We start from the raw sequence: 15,845 nt of genomic DNA, 5'->3' as shown, positions 1-15,845 counted from the left end.
TATTTAGCTGTGAGCTAATAAAGGCAAATTAGGACCAGACCATGTCAAAAGCAGCAATGTCAAAACCAGCAACGTCAAAGCCAGTCTCGAGTCGGCTACCCACACCATCTACCCAGCGCATTCCTGTTGTTAATGTCAGCGCCTCTGGCAAAATTCATGTTCGCGAACAGAAAGGGGTATTTCAAGAAATCCGTCAGCATACTAATACTTTGCTGATTGCGATATTTTTCCTGATCCCTTTCATCAATTTCAACGGGCGTCAGGCTATTTTGTTTGATGTGACCGAACAGCAATTTTTCTTTTTTAATATCACCTTATGGCCGCAAGATTTTACCGTGTTGGCTTGGGTCTTTATGGCTGCCGCATTCGCATTGTTTTTTGTCACGGTATATTGGGGCAGAGTTTGGTGTGGCTTTTTATGCCCACAAACTGCGTGGACTGCGATGTTTATGTGGGTTGAAGCGAAAGTTGAGGGTAATCATCATCACCGCACCGCATTAGATAATGCGCCCTTATCTATGTCCAAAATCGGTAAAAGGGTATCAAAGCACACTGCTTGGGCTGTTATAGCATTGCTGACTGGCTGTGGTTTTATGGGCTACTTCATGCCCGCCCGGGAGTTATATTTGGATATTTTTAGTTTCAGTAGCGGGTTTTGGACCGGTGTTTGGGTTTGGTTTTTTGCACTATGTACTTACCTTAATGCAGGGTGGATGCGAGAAATGATGTGTTTACATTGTTGCCCATATTCGCGTTTTCAAGCTGTGATGTTCGATGCGAATACTAAAACCGTTAGCTATGATGCTGCTCGTGGTGAAAACCGTGGTCCGCGTAAGCGTAACAAGAAGCAATTAGCAATGGTAAATGATAACAAGCCTGCTGATTTAGGTGACTGTGTCGATTGCCATTTGTGTGTTGATGTTTGCCCAACAGGTATAGATATTCGTAATGGCCTGCAATACGAATGTATTAATTGCGGCGCCTGTGTCGATGCCTGCAATCAAACGATGGAAAAGTTTGGCTATCTTCCAAACCTAATCAGCTTTACCAGTGAAAACGCACTGAAAAAAGGTGAAAAACCTTCGTTCTGGTCAGTAAAAGCATTGGGTTATGCGGGTGCATTAGTGGTGATGCTAGTCATGATCGTACTGGATTTACAAAGCCGTACTGACATTCAATTAAACGTTATTCGTGATCGTCAAAGTCTATATCGTGTGGTCAGCACCGAGCTAAACAAAGAGGTCACTGAAAATAGCTATTTACTCAAAATCCGCAATAAAACCCAGCAAGCCGCTTTTTATAATATCAGTATCAGTTACGACAACTTATCAGCTTATGATTTTGCGATTGCAAATGACACTGTGGTGTTGATTAAAGCGGCTGAGCAACTTGAATATCCTATTACAGTCACCAGCTCGATGAAGCACCCTGATAAACAGGGGTTATCTCAAACACGCGAAACGCTGACATTTTTTATCACCGAAGTGAACTCGGGCGGTGAAATTGTCCAAGGAAAACCGCTTAATCAAGTGGCTCAAGCTTCACGCTTTTTTAGGCCTTAGTCATTCAACCTTAAGGATAAATACAACTTGATTGAAATTTTTGATGACGTTCCAATATAGGGCAGGATGAATAAAAAACGAGCTATTATAGTGCTTTAACTAATTAGCTTATGGTACACCTTTATGTTAACAAGTTGTTTAATTTGACTTTTTTATAGTGGCATAGAACTCGCAAAACATGACCAGAATTAAATCTAGGAGTGTGAAGCTATGTCGTATATTGAACCAAAAGAGTTCGCAGCCAAAATGGTCGATGCTGGTGAACAAAAAATTTTCATGTCAACCAAAGATACATTAGTCCGTGCTTTTATGGCGGGAGCTATTTTAGGTCTAGCAGCATTTTTTGCCATTACGGTGATAGTTAAGACTGGCAGTTTGCTAACGGGGTCTCTCTTATTCCCTGTTGGTTTTATCATGCTATATTTAATGAAGTTTGATTTGTTAACTGGGGTATTTACCTTAGTGCCATTGGCGGTTTTGGATAAAAGAAATGGCTGTACAGTAGACCAAATGCTGCGGAATTGGGGCCTAGTGTTTGTGGGCAATTTCGCCGGCGCCCTCACGGTTGCTTTCTTTGCATCGTTTATTTTAACTTATGGTTATAACACTGATGGTGGCGTACTCGCTGCGAAAGTGAGTAGCATCGGTGAGTCACGTACTCTGGGTTATCAAGAACATGGCTTTGCGGGTTGGATGACCATTTTTATTCGCGGCATGTTGTGTAACTGGATGGTATCAATGGGAGTCGTTGGTGCAATGATTTCTACTTCTGCAAGCGGCAAAATGATGGCAATGTGGATGCCCGTTATGCTGTTCTTCTTCATGGGTTTTGAGCACTCAATTGTCAATATGTTCCTGTTCCCATTCTCAATGATCATGGGTGGTGACTTTACGGTTATGGATTACCTCGTTTGGAATGAAATCCCTACCGCACTGGGTAATTTAGTGGGTGGATTTGTGCTTGTTGGTTTACCGCTGTATTTAACTCACGTAAAAGAAAGTCCAGTGCGTAAGCGCAAACAAGCTGAAGCTCGTCGTGAAAAGCTTGCTTAATATTGGACACTTAAGTGAGTTCTTACCGCCACACGGTTACGTTAATGACACTGTAATTGTTGTGGCGGCAGGGAACCTTTAATGCAAAATTTGCTTAAACTCACGATTGCACAACAAAGCGTTTGCGGACTAAAGCAGATCAATCAAGATTGCTGTGGCAGTATGCAACCAGATAATGCCTTGATACATAGTAAAGGCGTAGTGGTTGCGATTGCTGATGGTATTAGTTCTAGTGAAGTCAGTGGTGTTGCCAGTGAAAGTGCGATAAGTAATTTTATCAGTGATTACTATGCAACCTCTGAAGCCTGGTCAGTTAAAAAATCAGCGCTTAAAGTGCTGCAGGCACTTAATCATTGGCTATATGCTCAAAGCCAAAATGGCCCGCATCGTCATGACTTGAATAAAGGTTATGTCTGCACTTTTAGTGGACTAGTATTTAAATCAAATACAGCACATATTTTTCATTGTGGTGATTCTCGCATCTACCAATTGAGCGGGAATAGTTTAGAGCAATTAACGGAAGATCATCGACGTTATGTCGACGATGAAGTCAGTTACCTTAATCAAGCCTTAGGTATTAACCCGTTACTCAATAGTGATTATCACTCCTGCTCGATTAACTTGGGCGATATTTTTGTATTGACCACTGATGGTGTGCACGAGTTTTTACCCACGAGAACCATTGCCAAGGCCATTAATTATGGAATAGAGCAAAACAGAAATTTAGCCAATGTTGCGCAAGAGCTGGTTCAGCAAGCGCTTGATGCTGGTAGCGATGATAATTTGAGTATTCAAATTGTGCGGGTAGATTCTCTACCTGATCCAGACGTCAATGAGTTCAAACAGTTATTGAATCGACTCCCTTTACCGCCACCATTACATAGCGGCCAAGAATTCGAAGATGTGGTGATTCAACGTGAACTATATGTGAGTAGTCGCAGCCGAGTTTACCTAGCTCAAGATAAAGCCTCTGGTCAGCGTGTGGCAATTAAGGTTCCTTCTGATGAAATGCGCCAAAATGAAGACCACTTAGAAACCTTGTTAATGGAAGAATGGGTGGCACAAAGGGTATCTAACACGCATTTATTAAAACCAGTTAAATCACGTGTTCCTAAGGGTTACCTTTATACGGCAACTGAGTATGTTGAAGGTTGCACGCTAGCCCAATGGATCCACGATCATGAACAGCCCGATTTAGATTCAGTGAGAACGATAGTGGTTCAAATCGCTCGGGGGTTACAAGCTATGCACAGACAAGAGATGGTGCACCAAGATTTACGCCCTGAAAACATCATGATCACCACTGAAAGTGTGGTCAAAATTATTGACTTCGGTGCGACAGCTGTTGCAGGAATCATTGAAACTCAAGGGATTGATGACCATATTTTGGGGACTGCCCAATACAGTGCTCCTGAGTATTTTGTGGGCGAGCTTGGCGATGGTCGCAGTGATATTTTTTCTCTGGCGGTAATAACTTATCAAATGTTGACAGGTCAGTTGCCCTACGGGGTGGATGTTGCCAAAGCAACGACGTTAAAAGCGCAGCAAAGCTTACGCTATGTTCCTGCCCGAAGTAGAAATGCCGCAGTGCCTCAGTGGGTAGATTATGCCCTTGAAAAAGCTCTTGAAGTGTCCCCGTCAAAACGCACTGCTGAAGTATCGGAATTTATTTATAACCTTAAACATCCTCACCCTAAATCAATACGTGAGCACACGCCTTATATTGATAAAGACCCCATTTTATTTTGGCAGCGTTTATCTTTCTTATTAGCACTAGGGTTAGTGATAGCCTTATTTTATTAAGCACGACCTTAATGCTTGTCAGTATTAACGCAGCAGCAAGAGTACTGCGTTAATACAAACCCGATATCGAGCTTTCATCAGGCTATCAAGGATTAATTACCATGCTTTATAAGGTAAAAACTTACCGTTCATGGTAATCACGACCCTATCGCCCTTAGGATCAGTTTGTTTTGCAACATCCATTGAAAAATCAATGGCGCTCATTATGCCATCACCAAATTGCTCCTGAATGACTTCTTTCAATGTGTCGCCATATACACCAACCACCTCATAGAGGCGATAGACCAGTGGATCTTGTGGTACATCACGTTGCCATTGTTTGGTTGGGTAAGCCGTGAGCGCAGCTTGTGAACCTGCAGGAAGCTCAAGTAGCTGGCACAATTTATCAGCGACGTTCTCTGGCATGCTGTTCATGCCTAAACATGCTGAGGTGACCCAAACACAGCCCATTTCTAACTCATCTGCAATATTTTGCCAGCTTAGTTGGCGGGCATGTTTCGCTAAAATAATTGCTTCAACCACTTGTTCTTTATTCATTATAAATTCCTATAGGCATGATAAACGTCTATAAGAACTCGCAAGAGTTAGACCATTATTAAATAGTATATTAATCAGCAAGTTAATTTTTATAGGATAGGAGCACGGCTATTTTAGTGCATTATTAGCTAATTGTTGGTGCGACAGGAGGAGAGGTTTGTATTCACTGACAAAAAGGCCGGCAATGATGCCGACCTTGAGAGTGCAATGTAATCTAGTGGCTTATCGAGCTGATTAACGCTGGTGAAGTGCGTAATCAGTGCCATCTTTTGCAGTAAACACTTTGCAATTTCCTTCAGTAGGTAAGCAGCGAGAATGCAGCATGCTTACCCATTGTTTGTAAGGTGTCGGTAAGTTTTTAATTGGCAGTGCCACTTGAATATCTTCAATGTGAGCAGGATCGTTAGCGCCTAGCTCGCCATTTCTGTCAAAGCATACTTCAACATGGGTATCGTTATTTTTTAATACCACTGATGTCGGGTCGCTTTTATGTCCCGTTAGAGCAACAAACTGACACGGATTTTGTAATCCACATTGGCTGCCATCTTTCATAAACGCTAAAAGATGAGTGTAGTAAATAACATAGCTACTCACATCGGCATGTGTGCCTTCGGTTAGCGGGAAGTTGTCATCTAAAAATACTTTCGCATTGGTAATTTTATCTGCGTTAGTACTGGTCGCCACAAATTGTTCCTCAATGAAGCTGTTAAGGTTGTGAGCTGCTGTATTGGTGTGCATTGTAGTCATAGTCATAACCTTATCCTCTTCGTTTGGGTCATTACACTGTCTGGTCAATCTGTCAGTTCAGTGTTACTTCTCTTAGCTTTGATTCAAGTTGCAAGCTGCGGTGAACGATTTCCAAAAACTGTTTCCCGATTGCTTAATTTGTAGTCTAGTGTATTTTTCACTACAATTTCACAATAAAAATTTTACAGTGTGAATTTTACAAATGCGTAATGAACAAAGCTTGATGAGAAAGTCACATTTCCTGGGTACAAAGATTCGCAATCTGCGTAAACGTAATCATCTGACAATGGAAGATTTGTCGGCCAGATGTATACGTGTTGATTCGAGTTCAGCGCCTTCGGTGTCGTATCTATCAATGATAGAACGGGGTAAAAGAGTGCCCAGTGCTGGTATGCTGGCGGTGATTGCCACCGTGTTCCAAAAAGATGTCGACTGGTTTTTAGATGACATGCCAGAAGAGCAATCAATCACCCCTGAAAAGGGACGCCGTGGCGGTATTAGCGGTATGCCACTCGAGCCAAGTTTTCTATTTTCGAATGACATTTTACAAATCGCGATACCTGAAATGCTGTCACAAACAGGCACATCAGGCAGACAATTTGCCCAGTTACTTATTCGTGCTCACCAAGAACATCATCAAAATCACTTTCCAGATTTAGAACGCGCCGCTGAAGATATTGGCAGAAAACAGATGCCGCTTAGCGCTGATGAGATGCTTAGCATTGCTAAGAGTATGGGGCTTAAAATCAAATGGATTGATGAAGTTCCGACTGAAGTGTTAGATGAAACTGGCGCTCGTTCTTCTCGGTTAACCACCTCATTTTTTGAACCACCTGCGACAATTTTTATCAATAAAGCGCTCAAATCCAATGCGCCAAGGCTTAAATATGACTTGGCAGTGCACATTGGACATTGCGTGCTCCACAATAAAGATGGCCTGAAAAGTGTCATGACATCGGGGCGTCGAGTTGAGGCGGATGATGATGCAACTGTGCAGTCAAACACACTTAATGCCCAAGATATCTTGCATGCATGGCGTGATTTTGAATCAAGCTTTTTTGCAGGGGCATTACTCTGCCCTAAAGTGCCATTCAGACAGCTATTAGATCGTCATGGCTACGAAATTGATATCCATAAACAGTTACAAGTATCGGCGTCGGTTGCCATGCGCAGAATGACAGTTGTCTCTCCTTACCCCCATTGGCATTACTTTGATGCGTATGCACCAGGTAAGCTTAAAGCGGTGTATCGCGGCAATGGTATTCCACTGCCTTGGGGCAATATGCGCATTGTGGAAGATCCTTGTCATCATTGGGCTGTATTTAGAAAAATCAATGAACCATCAACAGGAACCTCAGCGCAAATATCTATTTTGAATGTGGGTAATGAGCCGCGAATTTACTGTTGTGAATCAATAAAAGTCGATGATTCAGCGGGTAATCCACATGTGTTATGTGCAGGGATAGATTTAAACCCCGCCATTGAAGCGCAAGGTAAAGATGCCGACAAAATTACCCAAGACTTAAAACAAGCTTGTGTTGATAATGGCGGCTTAGTCGCGATACCTAAGGCGATAAAAGCCGATCTCACCAGTGTGGCAAAAATCCTCAATATTAATTGGATTGAACGTGGAATTGAAAACGATGCCAGAGTGATCTGCTCACGGGGTGCGGTGTGCCCACGTCAACCAAGCTGTTATGCTAGCGGTAAAGCTCAATGTGAGTAGTTTTTCCTGCTATTAATGATTGTATTACATCTAAAAATGCCCTGTTAATGAGTCTCCATTAACAGGGCATTTCGTTATTTGAAGGTACTATTAAGAAGATGATAAAACCACTCTTCGAGCTCTTTTTGAGCTGATTGAATTAACTCATCTTTTTCACTATTTACATCAAAAGGGCAATCTTCACCAAAAGCTTGCTGTAACGCTTTAATTTGTTTTGCATTCCATTCCGGGTGAAATTGAACGCCAATTTGCCGTTGATGATGAAACACCTGTTGTGGCCAACTCATTGAGCTAGCGCTTATTTTTACTTTAGATTCAGTAAAGTTAAACCCTTGGTAATGCCATTGTGGTACCAGCATTGAGTGACCCGTTGAAAGTTTTACAGTTTGCCAGCCTAATTCAGGTGTACTCAAAGTGTCTAAGCTAGCGCCTAAAGTTGATGCTAGCAGTTGTGCTCCTAAGCATATTCCAAGAATAGGCATATCCAACTGAACAGCTTGCTTGATAAGCGCGAGTTCTTCTTGCATCCAAGGCGGGTTATCAATCACATCCATCGGACCACCTAATATGATTAAACCATCAATGTCAGCGAGTTTCGGTAACTCGCTATGGGGCGCCATAAAGAGAGTGATTTGATGCTGATGATTATCAGCCCAACCAGTTATTCGCCCTGCGCCTTCAGCAGGGTGGTGTTGAATGATAACTAATTTGAGTTTTCGCATTTTTTTACTCAGCATTTATTGTAACTCGCCTGTTTCGAGATAAATTTCAATCAGTTGTTGTGGCTTAATTGAAAGACTTTTAGCGAGCGCATCAATATTAGGGTGCAAGTTTCCAATTAACGGGACAGTGACTTGGGGTTGGGCTGAGAATTTATGGTCAACTACCCGTAAAAGGTGGTCTGCTTCCGGCCGATTTTCAATGAGTTTAATTAAAAAATGATGCTGACTTTCAGCATTGGCGGCAATCACCAAATACTGCGCATTTGGCGCTTTATTTTGATCGGTCAACATACTGAGTTCGGAGAAAACTATCACTTTATCAATCACAATTTCTTGAGCCGAATAACGGGTGTTACCACCTCGTTCAAAGTGGCCTTCAACAACATCGATCTGCAAGTGGTTCAGGGGATTAGTATGTATAGGGTGCAAACGCATTAAATCAAAAGGCTTTGGTACTATGGTCCATAACTGATCTGCTTGGTTTGATTGTTGGGTTAGCTTTTGTTTTACCGCATTATCAATATCGGGATCTCGGAAGTGAAATTGCATCACCATTTGCACATTGTGTGGTTGGTGATACATAGGTAGATGCGATGCAAATAAGCCTTCATGACTACCAAACAGGGTCATGCCATGCATGCCAAAGTGGCTGTCGTTTGCATCTGAAGCTGGGGAAATAAGATTAACTATAGCGATGAAAAATAGAGTTAAAAACTGAGGTCGGTACATTGGCGGCTCCTATCTGGAAATTAGTCAGATGGGGCCGTCCCCGTATGAATATCTATTGGAGTAAAGCACTGAATAGTGATTTTACCAATAAACTGAGGTCGTCCTCGGAATTTATTTTACTACAAACAACTAACAATTCGAAGCCGTAGAATTTGATAGATAAAATGACTGTTTTTTAAACAAACCATAGTCTTAATATCTGTATTGCTAGTGATTGATTATAAATAACAAAGTTACTGTTGAATCTATAATACAAACGCTGCAAAATTCGTCATAGCATAATATTTATGTCAGGAATCATTTGCCCAAGGAAGCGGGAATATCAATTATACCTCTTAATATAACCCTGTTTACTTCTAACTTGAGCATTGATTTGTTACCTAACATTAGGTGAATTTTTAAGGATAAAACTATCTGTAATAGATAGATTTCAAGGAGCTACCATGAAGTACATCATAATGATGGTATGGGGAGTGCTGTTGTGCATTTCCAATGTCACTTTTGCGGCATCAGTAGAAGACTATTCTCGTCACAGTGATTACCACAGTGTCAAAATATCCCCTGACGGCAAGCATTTAGCCGTATTAATGAATGATGAAGGCAAGAAGAAGCTCGCTTTTTTGCGTACCGACAACTTTGAACTCACTTTTGCGCTTAATTCCAGTGGTCGGGATCAACCTGCAGATTATTACTGGGTTAACAATGAACGGGTGATTGTTCAAGTGGTACAAAGCCGTGGGAGATTAGAGCAACCGATTAATTTGGGCGAAATTTTTGCGGTTAATTATGATGGCTCTAAGCGAAAAATGATTTTCGGTATTCGCGCTCAGTCAGGCATTGCTTATTCTGGTTATGGTGGATTTTTACTGGATAAACTCGAGGATGATAAAAAGCACGTATTAATTACCAAGCGATTGCTGAGCCGAGACGGTAATGTATTGCCTGAGGTGACCAAGCTTAATGTCTATACTGGTAAAGAACGTCGAGTTAAACGGGCACCCATTTCTTACAGTCAGTTTTTAGTGGATAACGATAGTGTGCCAAGGTTTGTAGTCGGTACCGATAAGAATTTTGACACTAAAATTTATTACTCCGAAGGTAAGGGGGAAGACTGGCAGCCCTTTGAGTCAAAGTTTGAAGGTGAATTTACCCCACTGGCTTTTAGTAGCGATAATAAATCAGTTTATGCGTTAAAAACTGAAGAGAATAAACCGCAAGGGCTGTACCGGTATGATTTAGAAACTGAAAAAGAAACCTTTTTATATCGCAGTGAGATTGCTGACCCAACTTATGCCATTAGTTCTGACTTAAACGAAGTCTATGGCTTGAGGTTAGATGAAGACTATTCTAGCTATATTTTTATTAAACCAGATACTCAGGAAGCGAAGTTACACAAAGCCTTAATTCAAGCATTTAATGGCGATAGTGTCGAAATTACCAGTAAAACCAAAGATGGTAAGCAAATGGTGGTGCGTGTTTCTAGTGATCGCAACCCTGGCTCGTTCTATATATTCAATACCGACACGATGAAAGCGCGATTTTTATTGTCTAGTCAGCAATGGATTAAAAAAGAACAACAAGCATCTACCGAACCTTTTCGAATCAAAACACCAGACGGCTTAGTGCTTAATGGGTATCTGACATTGCCAATAGGCAAAAAGCAAAATTTACCGACAGTGGTATTGCCTCATGGAGGCCCGCATTATCGAGACTATTGGCAATTTGATCCACAAGCTCAAATGTTGGCTAATGCCGGTTATGCCGTGCTTAAAGTGAACTTTCGCGGCTCTGAAGGTTACGGAAAAAGCTTTATGGAAGCAGGTTACGGCCAATGGGGCACAGGGATACAGGACGACATTACTTTAGCCCTTAATTATGCCATTCAAACAGGGGTAGCAGATAAAGAACGGGTTTGTATTTTTGGAGCAAGCTTTGGTGGATACAGTGCCTTACAAAGCGCAATTAGGGCTCCTGAAATGTATAAGTGCGCCATTGGGTATGTCGGTGTTTATGACTTGCCTATGATGTTTGATGAAGGCGATATTAAAGGTGCGACATGGGGAGGGGCATACCTGAACACGACACTTGGTACAGATTCTGCTGAACTTATTGCGCAATCTCCAAGTCGTAATGTCGATAAACTGAATGCGCCAGTACTGATTATTCATGGTGAGGATGATCAACGCGCTCACTTTGAACATGCATTAGCACTCAAAGAAGCCTTAGATAAAAAAGGTCACCCATATGAGTGGTTAGTGAAAGATAAAGAAGGCCATGGTTTCTATAACGAAGATAATATTTTAGAAGCCAATAAAGCCATATTAGCTTTCTTAGATAAATACATTGGTACCAACTAAGCTGGGCAATTAACTTCCTTAGGCCCCTACAATAATTATGTTTGCAGGGGCTTTTTTATGTCGAAATCTAACCGGCAAAGACCAAATGAGATGCGGATCACAAACTGATATCGATTGACGCATAAGTTAATCGACATGTTATTAGTTTGGTATTATTTTACGCTCGATTTACTTGATGATGTAGTAGCGACCAAATCTTATTGGCGTTACAAATAAACGGTTCGCACACACCCACCTCCTTAACTTAGTTAATAACCTGTCTGTCTCGAAGGGGAAGCACTTGTGTGTGGACTCTCTAAAATCTGTTTTAGTTGTTCGGATAAATATAATGAACAAACACTTCGAGCTTATTGATAAACCGACATTCTTCGGTGCGTTAACCTTGTTATTTGCTGTTGTTATTCCTCTACTGATTTTTCCAAGTGAAGGTGCTGAATGGATTGCTGTCGCTAAATTATTTATGACAGACAAGCTAGGTTTTGCCTATTTAGGTTTAGGTCTTGCTGCTTTTTTCTTTATGATTTACATCGTTTTCTCTGATATCGGTCAGATTAAATTGGGGGAGCCTGATGAGTCTCCAGAATTTGGGCTAGCATCTTGGGCTGCAATGCTGTTTTGCGGTGGTATAGGTGCCAGTATCTTATATTGGGGCACCATTGAGTGGGCTTATTACTATCAAAATCCACCATTTCAGTTAGAACCAGGCAGTGAAGAAGCTATTCGCTGGGCGGCGACTTATGGCTTATTCCACTGGGGACCCATTGCTTGGTGTATTTATATGATCCCAGCAATACCGATTGCCTATTTTTTCTATGTACGTAAGCAACCAGTACTAAAAGTGTCTGCTGCATTAATGCCGGTAATAGGTGAAGCAAACAGCTTCGGCAAGCTAGGGAAATGCATTGATGTGCTGTTTATTTTTGGTTTACTAGGTGGAGCAGCGACAACGTTAGGTCTTGCTGCACCATTGATTAACGAGGGGATTAGTTATTTATTTGATATTCCTGCCACTACTGGCAGCCAAATCATGGTGCTCATGGTTTGTACTTCCATTTTTGCTTACTCAGCCTATATGGGCATGGATAAAGGTATTAAAATCCTCAGTAATATTAATTTCTGGGGCGCGTTAGGCTTATTGCTGTTTGTACTGGTTTGCGGCCCGACTATTTTCATGTTGGAAACAGGGCTAGATTCAATTGGCCGTATGCTATCTAACTTCTTTGTTATGGCTACTTGGGCTGAACCTTTTGGTGGCATGGGGACATTTGAGGATACCCACTTTCCGCAGGATTGGACGATTTTTTACTGGGCATGGTGGTTGGTTTTTGCGCCGAGCATGGGACTATTTATTGCCCGTATTTCTCGTGGCAGAACCATTAAACAAATGATCTCAGGAGCGGTGTTTTTTGGTTCTTTAGGTTGCTCAATGTACTTTATTATTTTGGGTAACTATGGGCTGTCACTGCAGTTATCGGGTCAATTAGATGTGGTGGGTCTGTTAAACACTGAAGGACCAACTCGCGCAATTTTTGCCATATTAGAGCAACTTCCGTTTAGTACGGTGGTCATTGCATTGTTTACTTTGCTGTGTGTCATTTTCACGGCGACAACCTTTGACTCCATCTCTTATATTTTGGCGTCAGTGGTGCAAAAAAATGTCACCGAAGATCCCATGCGTTGGAACCGATTATTCTGGGCATTTATGTTGTCGTTTATGCCGTCAGCATTAATGTTTATGGGGGGCTTAGCTACCTTGCAAACTGCAGCAATTGTAGGCGGATTACCTTTATTAATTATCGCGGTAATGTTGATGATTTCAGGTGTTAAAGCCGCGTCATTGGATCTAAGCCATCAAGATGATTATGTTGACCCTGTGATTAATATTTCAGACTTGCCGGATGTTGATCCTTGGAGCAAAGAAGGCCAAGCCTTAGCACGCTTTGAATTGTTACGTGACAATGCTATTGATGCTGCCAATGCAGAACGAGAAGCCAATGACTCTATTTGGATACTCAAAAAGCAATTACGCAAAGAGGCATTATCTCGCGGAGAATCCAGTGTCGATTTGGGTGATGCGCCTGATGATATTATTGCCAACTTACAGCAGCTTAATGAAGATGCCTTAAAAGCAAAAGAAGCGAAGCTGGCAGCGTCTGAACTTGCACAACAAGCTCGAGTTTCTTTCGACGCCTTAATGCGTGAGAAAGAAGAGGAGGAAGCGTTAGTGGCTCATGAGGAAGTGAAGCAAGCGATTCAAGCAAGGTTGAACACACCGAATTAGTCACATTTTTAGTTAGCATAAAAAAGCCGCATATCGCGGCTTTTTTCATTTGAAATTGCAGTTAAATAAGTGCTTTAACGCATGGTAACAAATTCTTCTGCGCCTGTTGGATGAATAGCTACAACCGCATCAAAGTCTGCTTTGGTTGCGCCCATTTTCATGGCTACGCCAAAGCCTTGGAGGATTTCATCCATACCAAAACCAATGCCGTGAATACCCACAACGACTTCGTTTTCGCCTGCGCAAATTAACTTCATTTTGCATGCTTCACGGTGTGCAGTAATCGCAGTATACATAGAGGTAAACCCTGATTTGTACACTGTAATGTTATCTTCGCCGTATTGTTCAATGGCTTCTGGTTCAGTTAAGCCCATAGTGCCAATCGGTGGATGACTGAATACTACGGTTGGAATAACGCTGTAGTCCATTTTCGCATTTGGCATGTTGCCAAATAGACGCTCTGATAATAAGCGACCAGCTTTAACGGCAACAGGCGTCAGCTCAACGCCGCCTTCCATAATATCACCGACACAGTAAATACCTTTAGCAGTGGTATTTTGTTGCTCGTCAGTGACCACATAGCCCTTGTCATTCAGTTTTACATCGGTATTTTCTAAACCGATGTTGCCAGTTGATGGTGAACGGCCAATCGCCCAAATTAAGCTATCGACAGTTATGCTTTCACCGTTTTCAAGCTCTAGTGTTAGGCTGTCATCAGCATTTTTAACCACTGCTTTTGGAATGCTATGGGTATGAAGTGTTGGCCCATTGATGTCCATCGCTTCAACTAAAGTGTCAGTCAAAATTGGGTCAAAATTACGAAGTGGTGCATGTTTGCGAACTAATAAATGGGTTTCGCTACCTAGCGCATGCAATACGCCAGCAAGTTCCACGGCAATATAACCAGCACCAACAACAGCAACACGTTGAGGTTGCTCACGTAGGGCAAAGAAACCGTCAGAATCGATACCGTATTCAGCACCTGGAATATTAGGAATCGTTGGCGCGCCACCAGTGGCGATAAGGATATGATCGGCAGTGTAATGCTCGCCATCGACTTCAATGGTTCTACCGTCGACAAACTTACCGTAACCGTTTAGCAAAGTAACATTATTGCTGGCAAAACCACGTCCGTAAGCATCATGGATACGACCGATATAGGCTTCACGGTTATCAACTAGGGTGTTCCAGTTGAAGTTATTTACGGTCACGTCAAAGCCATAATCTTTGGCAAATAAATGCATTGCTTCAGCTACATGAGCGCCATACCACATGACTTTTTTCGGTACACAGCCGACGTTTACGCACGTACCGCCAACATGTTTTGCTTCAATAACCAAAACTTTTGCGCCGCGCATTGCTGCACGATTACCAGATGCGATACCACCACTGCCTGCACCTAGGCAGATATAGTCATAATGTTGAGCCATGTTAACCCTCTCTATTTATTACTTCTGCCAAGCTATCAATTAATTACAGCCTGACTTTAATAAGTGTCTTTTTGAGTTCGAATGATTTTATTGCAGCCATTGTAGGGTGGAATGCCATCACAAGCTAGTTTCAAAGACCGTATTAAATTGTAATTTATTGCAACGGTTTGAGAGGTTGTAAGATGAAATTGACGTCAACGTTTATATTGGCAGCTTGAATGTTGTGCTTGAGTAGGCCCCGAGGTTGCGCAGTTCATACAATCCCATTCTTTTTGTCTGTGACCTAATTCTGTTTGATGATATTCAGCTTGCTGTTGTTTGATGTGACGCTTCAAATAGGTTATTCGACTGGCTAACCAGCGACAACTCGGATCGTTGGCGACTGTCATTGTAGCTGCTGTATTGGCGCTTTTTGATGCCTTTTTTATTGAAGCCTTATTAGAAGATAGCTGCACTGACTCAGATCTATCTAATTGCATTTCATCTGCAGAGTATTCAAGTGCACTTTGCGGAGTTGGCAAAGTGATAGGGTTGCCTTGGTTATCAAGTACGCTGCCAATAGCGAGTGAAGGCAATGGCTTTTTAGTGGAATGCTGTGCACGATGACTTTCAGTTCTGCTTGATTGAGTCAGTTGGCTAAGGTCGCTAGCTTGAGTGGAGCTAATGAGTGGTAAGGCTAAGATCACAATGATTAAAGGTGTGAGTTGGTTGTCGCCAAACGTGTTGGCAAGTCTATCGTTGAATAGACGGAAAAGTCCCTGAATTTGTTTCATCAGCATTCCTTTGCTTGTAATGAGCCTGCATCATGACTTGATACGGCTCACTTAGCTTAGAAGGGAATACTGGTGTTTGCCAGAAGTGACTGGAATCGAGTGGGTTATTTTTTTAGGTGTCAATT

General features: G+C 42.0%; 12 protein-coding genes. 6 read left to right on the top strand and 6 right to left on the bottom strand.

Translation table 11 applies throughout. The annotated features are described in order from the left end of the window. Positions 1-56: 56 nt before the first annotated feature. The 3 genes from ccoG to QPX86_RS20155 all read left to right on the top strand — a co-directional run bounded on the left by ccoG (position 57) and on the right by QPX86_RS20155 (position 4,418). Positions 57-1,562 carry a cytochrome c oxidase accessory protein CcoG gene (ccoG, locus tag QPX86_RS20165; RefSeq protein ID WP_285165208.1) on the top strand — a complete coding sequence of 502 codons (1,506 nt, stop codon included), beginning with the start codon at positions 57-59 and terminating at the stop codon, positions 1,560-1,562. Positions 1,563-1,772: 210 nt separating this feature from the next. Next, complete coding sequence (locus tag QPX86_RS20160; RefSeq protein ID WP_220752573.1) at positions 1,773-2,615, top strand: formate/nitrite transporter family protein; 843 nt, start codon at positions 1,773-1,775, stop codon at positions 2,613-2,615. Between the two features lie 81 nt (positions 2,616-2,696). Beyond that, positions 2,697-4,418 carry a bifunctional protein-serine/threonine kinase/phosphatase gene (locus QPX86_RS20155; RefSeq protein ID WP_285163741.1) on the top strand — a complete coding sequence of 574 codons (1,722 nt, stop codon included), beginning with the start codon at positions 2,697-2,699 and terminating at the stop codon, positions 4,416-4,418. A gap of 96 nt (positions 4,419-4,514) precedes the next feature. On the opposite strand, the gene cynS is transcribed toward QPX86_RS20155, so the two are convergent. Next, positions 4,515-4,955: a cyanase gene (gene cynS / locus QPX86_RS20150; protein WP_080914537.1), complete on the bottom strand. Its 441-nt coding sequence runs from the start codon at positions 4,953-4,955 to the stop codon at positions 4,515-4,517. Positions 4,956-5,189: 234 nt separating this feature from the next. Next, entirely contained in the window at positions 5,190-5,708 is a 519-nt protein-coding gene (locus tag QPX86_RS20145) for an aldolase/citrate lyase/malate synthase family protein (protein ID WP_220752571.1), read from the bottom strand. 196 nt (positions 5,709-5,904) lie between these two features. On the opposite strand from QPX86_RS20145, the gene QPX86_RS20140 reads away from it, so the two are divergent. Continuing rightward, complete coding sequence (locus QPX86_RS20140) at positions 5,905-7,428, top strand: DUF3612 domain-containing protein (RefSeq protein WP_220752570.1); 1,524 nt, start codon at positions 5,905-5,907, stop codon at positions 7,426-7,428. Between the two features lie 74 nt (positions 7,429-7,502). Here the strand turns inward: QPX86_RS20140 and QPX86_RS20135 are convergent, their stop codons facing one another. Both QPX86_RS20135 and QPX86_RS20130 read right to left on the bottom strand, forming a co-directional pair. After that, positions 7,503-8,150 carry a type 1 glutamine amidotransferase gene (locus QPX86_RS20135; protein WP_220752569.1) on the bottom strand — a complete coding sequence of 216 codons (648 nt, stop codon included), beginning with the start codon at positions 8,148-8,150 and terminating at the stop codon, positions 7,503-7,505. Between the two features lie 15 nt (positions 8,151-8,165). Further along, positions 8,166-8,879 carry a hypothetical protein gene (locus tag QPX86_RS20130; RefSeq protein WP_220752568.1) on the bottom strand — a complete coding sequence of 238 codons (714 nt, stop codon included), beginning with the start codon at positions 8,877-8,879 and terminating at the stop codon, positions 8,166-8,168. A 443-nt stretch (positions 8,880-9,322) separates the two neighbouring features. Between QPX86_RS20130 and QPX86_RS20125 the strand changes: the two genes are divergently transcribed. Both QPX86_RS20125 and QPX86_RS20120 read left to right on the top strand, forming a co-directional pair. After that, positions 9,323-11,236 (top strand): alpha/beta hydrolase family protein, encoded by a 1,914-nt coding sequence (locus QPX86_RS20125; protein WP_220752567.1) that lies wholly within the window; start codon positions 9,323-9,325, stop codon positions 11,234-11,236. A gap of 328 nt (positions 11,237-11,564) precedes the next feature. Beyond that, positions 11,565-13,517 (top strand): BCCT family transporter, encoded by a 1,953-nt coding sequence (locus QPX86_RS20120; protein ID WP_220752566.1) that lies wholly within the window; start codon positions 11,565-11,567, stop codon positions 13,515-13,517. 74 nt (positions 13,518-13,591) lie between these two features. Here the strand turns inward: QPX86_RS20120 and gorA are convergent, their stop codons facing one another. Then, positions 13,592-14,947: a glutathione-disulfide reductase gene (gorA, locus tag QPX86_RS20115; RefSeq protein ID WP_220752565.1), complete on the bottom strand. Its 1,356-nt coding sequence runs from the start codon at positions 14,945-14,947 to the stop codon at positions 13,592-13,594. A gap of 194 nt (positions 14,948-15,141) precedes the next feature. Next, positions 15,142-15,720: a hypothetical protein gene (locus QPX86_RS20110; RefSeq protein WP_285163740.1), complete on the bottom strand. Its 579-nt coding sequence runs from the start codon at positions 15,718-15,720 to the stop codon at positions 15,142-15,144. Positions 15,721-15,845: the final 125 nt, after the last annotated feature.

The organism is Shewanella goraebulensis (assembly GCF_030252245.1).
Classification (GTDB): Bacteria; Pseudomonadota; Gammaproteobacteria; order Enterobacterales; family Shewanellaceae; genus Shewanella; species Shewanella goraebulensis.
This window is presented reverse-complemented; position numbering and strand designations above follow the sequence as displayed.